Annotated in this window: 8 protein-coding genes; 2 read left to right on the plus strand and 6 right to left on the minus strand. The window is 71.6% G+C overall.

Annotation, left to right across the window (positions count from 1 at the left end):
- The first annotated feature begins 994 nt into the window (after positions 1-994).
- Complete coding sequence (locus tag VF746_11895; protein ID HEX8693117.1) at positions 995-1,279, plus strand: hypothetical protein; 285 nt, start codon at positions 995-997, stop codon at positions 1,277-1,279.
- 383 nt (positions 1,280-1,662) lie between these two features.
- On the opposite strand, the gene VF746_11900 is transcribed toward VF746_11895, so the two are convergent.
- The 6 genes from VF746_11900 to VF746_11925 form a co-directional block, all read right to left on the minus strand.
- A complete protein-coding gene (locus VF746_11900) occupies positions 1,663-3,009 on the minus strand; it encodes a replication-associated recombination protein A (GenBank protein HEX8693118.1) in 1,347 nt (448 codons plus the stop codon).
- Positions 3,006-3,722, minus strand: a complete 717-nt coding sequence (locus VF746_11905; GenBank protein ID HEX8693119.1) for a ZIP family metal transporter — start codon at positions 3,720-3,722, stop codon at positions 3,006-3,008. Before VF746_11905 ends, VF746_11900 begins: the two co-directional genes overlap by 4 nt.
- Positions 3,723-4,185: 463 nt before the next feature.
- Positions 4,186-4,548, minus strand: a complete 363-nt coding sequence (locus VF746_11910) for a hypothetical protein (GenBank protein ID HEX8693120.1) — start codon at positions 4,546-4,548, stop codon at positions 4,186-4,188.
- Positions 4,549-4,667: 119 nt separating this feature from the next.
- Complete coding sequence (locus VF746_11915) at positions 4,668-5,045, minus strand: holo-ACP synthase (protein ID HEX8693121.1); 378 nt, start codon at positions 5,043-5,045, stop codon at positions 4,668-4,670.
- A 354-nt stretch (positions 5,046-5,399) separates the two neighbouring features.
- Positions 5,400-6,458 (minus strand): NlpC/P60 family protein, encoded by a 1,059-nt coding sequence (locus tag VF746_11920; GenBank protein HEX8693122.1) that lies wholly within the window; start codon positions 6,456-6,458, stop codon positions 5,400-5,402.
- Positions 6,452-7,639, minus strand: a complete 1,188-nt coding sequence (locus VF746_11925) for an aminotransferase class V-fold PLP-dependent enzyme (protein ID HEX8693123.1) — start codon at positions 7,637-7,639, stop codon at positions 6,452-6,454. Before VF746_11925 ends, VF746_11920 begins: the two co-directional genes overlap by 7 nt.
- 177 nt (positions 7,640-7,816) lie before the next feature.
- Here VF746_11925 and VF746_11930 point away from each other — a divergent pair, with 177 nt between their 5' ends.
- Positions 7,817-8,458: a regulatory protein RecX gene (locus VF746_11930; protein HEX8693124.1), complete on the plus strand. Its 642-nt coding sequence runs from the start codon at positions 7,817-7,819 to the stop codon at positions 8,456-8,458.
- The last annotated feature ends 51 nt before the right edge of the window (positions 8,459-8,509 follow it).

The raw sequence follows: 8,509 nt of genomic DNA on the forward strand, positions 1-8,509 counted from the left end.
AGAATCAGCGTAGAGGCCCAAAGCCGAGCAAGATGCTCAGAAATGGCGAAAAACCTGGATGTGCGCGCGCAACCTGCGCTCTAGAACCCGCCGAACCGAGCGGCAAACTGACAGTAGAACGGACAGAAGAAGCCCGCCGGACTCCGCTCCAGCGGGCTTCCTCATGATAACGCGATCCATCCGCCCGGCGCGAGTCACCGGGGGAGGGGCAGACGGGCAGACAAGTAAGCCGGGACCCGCGCAGCACTACGAAGCCGCCGACGCGCGTGCTGGTTCGAGCAGGCCGCGAACTTTCAGCCGTCTATCAGGCAAGCGGCCCGAAACCCAAGATCGGAACGGCAGGCTCGGGGGGACAAACCCCCGCTCGCCCGCCGTATGTAATTATACCACAACGAAACTACCCCGCCGAAATCAACTGCCGCTCTCGTAGCCGCGCCTCCAGTGCGAAAGACTTGGAGCTGGAAGGGGGGAAGAGTATCTTCGCTCTTGGGCCGCCCCTGCTGACCCCTCATACCGGATTCCAGGAATCAGTGTGCAATCCGGTCCTTTCGCGAACCATGTCATTCCGAGCGGCGCCGCAGCACCGATCCGGATTTCACACCTCGGCTGGGCGGCGCCCGAGGAATCCACCCACCCCGCCCGGACGCTGGCTCCGTGCATCGGTCCGGCCTCCTGCCGGCCGCGAGTAGATTCCTCGGAGCCCGGCCGACTTCGGTGGCGAACGCGAGATCAGCGCATCGGGCTCCACTCGGAATGACAGCTTCCCAATGCACAGCGAATCTCGAAAAACGGTATCATATCATATCCCTAGGACCGCCCGTACTGTTATCCCCCCAAGGGCCCTTCATCGTCCTTCGCCGCCCCCGAGCGGGAGTGACGCGAAAGGCCCGTTAAATCAACCTACCTTTGATGAGAAGGAGCGTGGAGTATGGCCGGAGAATGTAAAACCGACATGCGGTCGCTGAACGGCTGCTGGGCGTGGCGAGGGCAAGGAATGGACACGGGCGCTGTTCCCGTGGCGGCGGTGGGATATTTCCATTTCTCCGGGAGTTCGGCCACGGGTCAGTATTCCGGCGTACACGGCGGCACGAATGTGGTCAAGACGTTCGTGAGCGGCACCGTCACGGTGGCCCGCAACGGCATCGGCCACATGGATGTGACGGATAACACCGGCGTCGTTGAGTCACTCGATTTCGTCGTGGGGGGGCAGGGCACGGTGATGTACCTGGTGCACACGCGAAACGGGACCACCTGCACCTACGAGGCGCGGAAGGTGTAAACGATCCGAGGCTGAAGTTCTGGCCGTCTACGCTGCGAGACGCTGTAGCCTTGTTGGAAGCGGAGCCGGAGCCCCGTCCGGACTGCCGGAACCTGCGGATTGCGGCCTGATTGGCGAACTGACAGTAGCAACTGTCAGTAGACCCCGAGGCGAAACGCTAAACCTTAGCAGCAAGTGCACTTAGCTTCGGGCGGGCTGAATGCGCGGCAACAACGGCGAGAAGCCTGCCTGCGCAGGCTGGTTCGGCGCGGAATCCGGATTCAGCGCGGGCAGGCTGGTTCCAGGCGCGAAGCGCGCGGGCGCAGCCCGCAAGTCCGCGCAGGCGGACTTCGTGTCGTTGTTGCAGCGAATTCATTCGCCCGACCGATGGCGGCCCGCGCACCTCACCCCGGGTCCCCCCGCTCCTTCATACGTGCGGCGATCTTCGCCTCGAAGCCGCGGTCGGAGGGCTCGTAGAAGCGCAGGTCCCGGATCTCGTCGGGCAGGCACTGCTGCGGGGTGTAGGCGCCCTCGTAGTCGTGCGCGTACCTGTAGCCCTCGCCGTAGCCCCACTCCTTCATCAGCGAGGTGGGCGCGTTGCGCAGGTGCAGCGGCACGGGCGCGTCGGGATGCTCGCGCGCCGCCTCGGCCGCCGCGCCGCCGGCCAGGTACGCGCGGTTCGACTTGGGCGCGTTGGCCACGTACAGGATGGCGTTGTAGAGCGGGAGCAGCCCCTCGGGCAGCCCCAGCCGCTCGAACGCCTGCGCCGCCTGCACCGCCACGATCCCCGCCTGCGGGTCCGCCAGCCCCACGTCCTCGTACGCGGCCGCGATCAGCCGGCGGAAGACCGTCTTGGGGTCCTCGCCGCTCTGGATCATCCGCATCGCCCAGTACAGCGCGCCCGAGCCCGAGCTGGAGCGCAGGCTCTTGTGGAACGCGCTCAGCATCTCGTAGGCGAGCGTGGTGTCGTAGCGCGCCGTGGGCTGCTGCAGCGCCTCGCGCGCGACCTCCGCCGTCACCGTGCCGCCCTCGCCGACGAGGCGCGCCGCGATCTCCAGCCCGGTGATCGCCTGGCGCGCGTCGCCGCCGGTATTACGCACCAGCACGTCCTCGGCCTCGCCGTCGAGCCCCACGCTCCCGCCCAGGCCCCGCTCCGCGTCCTCCAGCGCGCGGCGCACCACCGCGCGCACGTCGTCTTCCCCCAGCGGCTGCAGGACCAGCACGCGCGAGCGCGAGAGCACGGCCGGGTTGATCTCGAACGCCGGGTGCTCCGTGGTGGCGCCCACCAGCGTCATCAGCCCCGACTCGATCCAGGGCAGCAGGAAGTCCTGCTGCCCCTTGTTGAGCCGGTGGATCTCGTCGATGAAGAGGAGCGTGCCGCGCCCCGCCTTGCGCCGCGTCTCGGCCTCCTTCACCACCTCGCGCAGCCGCGGGACGCCCTCGCTCACGGCGTTGAAGGGGACGAAGGTGGCCCCGCTCTGCGCCGCGATCACCCGCGCCAGCGTGGTCTTCCCGCTCCCCGGCGGCCCGTGCAGGATCAGGTTCGGCAGGTGCCCGGCGGCCAGCAGCTTCCGCAGCGTCCCGTCTGGCCCCACCAGGTGGTCCTGGCCCACGATCTCGTCCAGCGTGCGCGGGCGCATCCGCTCGGCCAGCGGCACCGCGCCGGCGGGACCGGCGGGGACGGGAGCCGGCTCGTCGCGGCGCGGCGGGGGCTCGGCGTCGCCGAACAGGGAGAGGGAGGGGTCGCTCACGGCACGAACCCGCGCAGCATCAGGAAGGCGGCGTAGAAGAGCCCCGCGCCGGCGAACACGCTGAGCGCCATCGCCAGGTTGCGCTCCTTCTGGATCTCGGGGACCAGGTTCGACGCGCCCACGTAGAGGGTCACCCCGGCGCTGAGCGCCAGCCCGTGCGTGGCCAGCGGCGCCACCTGCTCGGTCAGCAGCACGCCCAGCACCGTCGAGACGCCGAGCGCCACCACCGCCGCCAGCGCGCGCCGCCGCGAGTTGCCGCTGGCGAGCATGACCGAGGCCAGCGTGACGCCCTCGGGGATCTTGTGCAGGAGGATGGCCAGGAACACCAGCAGCCCCAGCCACTCGCCCACGCGGAAGCCGCTGGCGATGGCCACGCCGTCGAAGAAGGTGTGCAGCACCAGCCCCAGCAGCGCGGCGATCCCCACCCAGGGGTCCACCATCTCGTCGTGGTGCGTCTCCTCGCCGAAGTGGAAGTGCGGGGTGATGACGTGCTGCGTGAGGTGCACCAGCAGGTAGCCCACCAGGATCCCCACCGCCGCCGACTCGCCGCCCTGCTCCACGGCGTGCGGCACCATGCCGATGCAGGCGGTGGCCAGCATGAACCCGGCGCCGAAGGCGATCAGCAGGCGCTGGAGGGCCCGCCCGCCGTGCGAGTGGCCGGTGATGAGCAGGCCGCCGGCGAGGTTGGCCCCCGCCGCGGCCAGTGCGTACAACAGCGCTGCGTTCACCGCCGCCGCTCGACCGTGGGATGAGGAAAACCGGACGGAACGGCGACAACTGACCACGCGGGGAGGGAGATGTCAACGGCGGGCAGTGAACGCGGGATCGGTTTGAGGAGTCATCCCCGTACGAGCCTATACTCCCACGCAAAACGCTGTCATCCTGAGGGCGCATGCGCCGGAGCCGCGTCCGCACGGGAGTCGGTGCGCCCGAAGGATCTGCGGGCGGGGATCCGCGCGTAAGCCGGGCTCACGCTCGAACGCAGCCCGCAGATCCTTCGTCGCCGCCCGGGTTCTCGTCACTCCGCCGGTTCCGCGCGGCGGCTCCTCAGGATGACTGCGTCAGGGGGATTCCAGGAGTGGTCGAGAGATCCGGAACTGAATGTCGACGGAGTCGGCAGAGAACCCCTCTGGTTGACTCCGCTGACTCCGTGGATGGCGTGGAGGGTCGGCCGCCTCACTTCTTCAGGAACCAGAGGACGAAGCCGCAGCCGTTGCAGATGTAGTTGTCGGCGGCCTTGCCGGCCCACTCGACGCCGAAGAAGGTGGCGCCGCGCGTCTCCATCAGCGTCTGCCGGGTCCAGAAGCGGTCGTGGCCGCAGACGGGGCACTGCACCTGCCTGCCGGCGACCACCAGCGTCTCGCCGGCAGCCGCGTCAGCGGCCGCGGCCAGTGCGCCCCCGAGCGCCGGGAGCTGCGCCTGGATGTCCTCGGGGAGCGCCTTCCCGCACTTCATGCACCAGGAGTACGGGTGGTCGCTCCAGATCCGCTCGGCGCACTCGGGGCAGCGCGCCACCTCCCGCATCTCGAACTTGCTCATCGCGTGCACGCCTCCTGGTTTTCGCTCGGCCGGCCGTGGGCGCAGGACCAACGCAGCGCGGCGGCGAAAGGTTTCGGCCGCCACTCCGACCGGAATCGCCGCGAAGCCGCACTTCGCACTCAGTCCTCCAGCACGACGAAGGCCGCGGCGGTGTCCTCGGTGTGGGTGAGGGAGAGATGGACGCGCCGGACGCCCCGCGCCGCGGCCAGCTCGGCGGCGCGGCCGGAGAGGCGGAGCGACGGGGCGCCGTTAGCGGCCGAGACCACCTCCACCTCCGTCCACGCGCCGCCGATCCCCCACCCTGTGCCGAGCGCCTTGAAGAACGCCTCCTTGGCGGCGAAGCGCGCGGCGAACGACTCGGGCGGGTGCTTGGAGCAGAGGCAGCGTTCCCGCTCCGCCGCGGTGAAGAAGCGGGCGAAGGCGCGCTCGCCCCGGCGCTCCAGCACGCCCCACACCCGGTCGATGCGGACCAGGTCGACGCCGACGCTCAGGATCATGCCACGGCCTTGCGCGCGGGGGTGAGGGCCTGCGACCTTCTCGCGCGGAAGATACGCCGCCCCCCGCGCCGCGTTCAACGGGGCGGCACGCCCTTCGCAAAGGCGGGCGCGCGGCAGAGGCGGTCTCACCCCGGAACGGCACAGCGAGGACGGGCTTCACGTGGCGAGGAATCCCTGGCGGGCGAGGGCAAGGCTGCTGGGCGTCGTGCTCGCGGGGATCGCGGCGGGGATCGCCGTCGGCTGGCTGCTGGTGGAGCTGCTGATCAAGCGGTAGACGCTGAAAGGTACGAGGTACGCGGTACGGATCACGCTGATCACCTTCACCGTCGAACGTACTCCGTACCCCGTACCTTCTCACGCCACCCGCCGCGCGCAGACGAAGAGTCGGCGCAGCTCGCGCTCGTAGTTGCGGCGGCCGGCCAGGTCGTTGCGCGCCACGCCCCCGTTGCCGAGCGACGAGTGGATGATCCGGCCGCCGCCGGTCGACATCGCCACGTGTGTCACCCTCCCCGCCCCGTCCTCGCTGAAGAAGAGCAGGTCGCCGGGGAGGAGGTCGCCGAAGTCGTCCGCCGGCTCCAGCAGCTCGCCGGTGCGCGACTGCTGGTCGGAGTCGCGAGGAATGGCGACGCCGTGCATCCGCCAGAGCGCCTGCACGAAACCGGAGCAGTCCACCCCTCCCATCGTCACCCCGCTCCACAGGTACGGCGCCCCCAGCCAGCGCGCCGCCGACTCGCACACCGCCGCCCCGTCGGCCGGGAACGCCAGCGGGCGCGCCGCCGCGGGGACCAGCTCGCCGTGGAGGCGCCCCGCGCGGCCGTCGGGGAGCCGCACCAGCCCCTCGTCCCCGCGCACCACGCGCGCGCCCCAGGGGAGGCGCATCAGCACTTCGTCGCCGTCCGCGCGCACCTCGGCGCCCAGCGAGATCCACACGTCGCCCTCGGCGCCGCTCTCCCAGCCGCGCGCCTCGCTCTCGCCCATCAGCGCCACGTAGCCGGCGTGCACCCAGCCGATGTAGCCGTCGGGCGACTTGCACTGCAGCCAGCGCCCCTCGCGGCGCAGCACCACCAGCCGGTTCCCCAGCACCACCTGCGACACCTGCACGAAGGTGATCCCCGGCCCCGCCAGCATCGGCGCCACGGCGGCCGAGACCACCGCGTGCACCAGCTCGTCGGGGTCGCCCTCGGGGAGGAACTGCACCTCGTCGACCACGGCCGCCCAGCCGGTGAGCAGGGCCGCGCGGTGCCTGAGCGCCTCGAGCGCCTCCATCTCCGAGACGGCGCCCTTCAGGGTCAGCACCGTCCCGTCGCGCACCTCGACGGTGACCTCGAAGACGCCCAGGCGCGGGTCCGGCACCAGCTCGGCGCGGACCTCCTCCACCATGGCCGCCACTTCCTCCGTGGCCCGCTTCACCATCGCTCCGGGCTCGCCAGCACGTCCATCACGGCCGCGACGTCGTCGGGGGTGTTGTACAGGTGGGGCGAGAGCCGGACGGCGCCCTCGCGCAGCACGCAGCCGACGCCCGCCCGCCGCAGCGCGCGGAAGGCGGCGCGCGGCCCCTGCGGGCGGAAGGCGAAGACGCCCGAGCGCCGCGCCGGCTCCAGGCCGCTCACGATCTCCCAGCCACTTTCGCCCTGAAGCCAGCCGACCAGCGGATTGAGGAGCCCCAGCACGTGGGCGCGGATGCGCTCGATTCCGACTTCGAGGAGCAGCTCGACGGACTCGGCGAAGCCGGCGTAGTCCTGCCACGGCTGGGTGGAGACCTCGAACTTCCGCGCGTCGTCCCACGGCTCCCAGCGGTAGCCGCACACCTCGGCCAGGTCGGCGGAGGCGCGCACCGCCGTCCAGCCGACCACGGTGGGGTCCAGGCGCGGCAGGAGCTCGCGGCGCACGTAGGCGAACCCGGTGCCGAACGGCGCGCAGAGCCACTTGTGCCCGCCCGCGGCCAGGACGTCGACCCCGGCCGCGCGCACGTCGGTGGGCACCTGCCCGAGCGACTGGATGGCGTCGACCACGAAGAAGATGCCGCGCTCCGCGCAGAAGCTCCCGAACTTCGCCAGGTCGGCGCTCCACCCGGTGGCGAACTGCACGGCCGAGAGGGCGAAGATGCCGACGTCCCCCTGGTCGAGCGCCGCGAAGATCCGCGCCTCGTCCGGCCGCCCGAGCGGGTCCGCCGGGACGATCTCCACCTTCGCCGCGCCAGCGCGCTCCAGGCGCAGCCACGGGTAGACGTTCGCGGGGAACTCCAGGGCGCTCACGACGATGCGCTGGCCGCGCGCGACCGGCAGCGTGTGCGCGGCCAGGTTGATCCCGTAGCTGGTGTTGGGGAGCAGCGCGATCTCGCCGGCGTCCGCGCCGATCAGCCGGGCGGCGGCCGCGCGGGCGCGCTGGAGGGTGGGCTCGAAGTCGTCGGCGGTGAGCTCGTGGACGCCGGCGCGGCGCCGGTTGTAGGCGTCCACCGCGCGCCGCGCCCGCTCCGGCAGCGGCCCCGCGGAAGCGGCGTTCAGGTACGGCGCGCTCCCGATGAAGGGGAACTCCGCCTCGCGGAGCGCGCGCACGTCGATCGGCGGGGCGGCGGGTCGGGCGAAGGTGTCCAACTGCGTTCGGCTCGGGTGTTCTGGAAGCGCGGAAGGATAAGCGGCGGGCCCGGGCGGCGAAAGGTACGGGGCACGGAGTGCGGAAGTACGGGGGAGGTGTGTGGACGCCCGGCATCGTGCGGATTACTTTCGGCGCCGCACCGCACTTCGCACCTCGCACTTCGCACTTCGCACCGAATGCGCATCACCTCCCTCGTCCCGCATCCCCTCCGTCCCGAGCGGATGCGCGTGCACGTCGACGGCGCGGCGCGGACCGAGCTGGCGGCGGAGCTGGTGCTGGCGGAGCGGCTGCGCGCGGGAGACGAGGTGGACGAGGCGCGGCTGGCGGAGCTGGAGGCCAGGGACCAGAAGTGGCGGGCGCGCGACGCGGCGCTCACGCTGCTCGCCCACCGGCCGCGCTCGGCGGCGGAGCTGCGCCGGCGGCTGGCGCGCAAGGGGTTCGAGGCCGAGGTGGTGGACGCGTGCGTGGAGGGGCTCGGCGACCTGGGCGTGGTGGACGACGCCGCGTTCGCCGCCGGCCTCGTGCGCGACCGCGTGCGCCTGCGCCCGCACGGACGCCGCCGCCTGCGCCAGGAGCTGCGCGCGAAAGGCGTGGACGATTCGACCGCGCGGGCGGCGATCGACGAGGTGCTGGAGGGCGCGGGCGCCTCGGAGCTGGAGCTGGCGCGCGCGGCGGCCGCCCGCTGGCGCCCCCGCGCGGGCGAGGAGCCGGAGCGCGCCCGCCGCCGCCTCTTCGCCTTCCTCGCCCGCCGCGGCTTCGGCGGCGACGCCGTCCGCCAGGTGCTCGCCGAGAAGCTGGGCCCCGACCCGGACTTCTAGCGACAACGTCGGGCGGCAGTCCTCACGCGGGACTCCCGTGAAGTACCCTCT

Origin of the sequence: Longimicrobium sp., assembly GCA_036389795.1 — a bacterium.
In the GTDB taxonomy this organism is placed as follows: Bacteria; Gemmatimonadota; Gemmatimonadetes; order Longimicrobiales; family Longimicrobiaceae; genus Longimicrobium.

Excerpts from the sequence above, each read along its gene's own strand:
- VF746_11895 (HEX8693117.1), top strand. The coding sequence starts at position 995 with ATGGACACGGGCGCTGTTCCCGTGGCGGCGGTGGGATATTTCCATTTC.
- VF746_11910 (HEX8693120.1), bottom strand. The coding sequence starts at position 4,548 with ATGAGCAAGTTCGAGATGCGGGAGGTGGCGCGCTGCCCCGAGTGCGCC.
- VF746_11915 (HEX8693121.1), bottom strand. The coding sequence starts at position 5,045 with ATGATCCTGAGCGTCGGCGTCGACCTGGTCCGCATCGACCGGGTGTGG.
- VF746_11920 (HEX8693122.1), bottom strand. The coding sequence starts at position 6,458 with ATGGTGAAGCGGGCCACGGAGGAAGTGGCGGCCATGGTGGAGGAGGTC.
- VF746_11930 (HEX8693124.1), top strand. The coding sequence starts at position 7,817 with ATGCGCATCACCTCCCTCGTCCCGCATCCCCTCCGTCCCGAGCGGATG.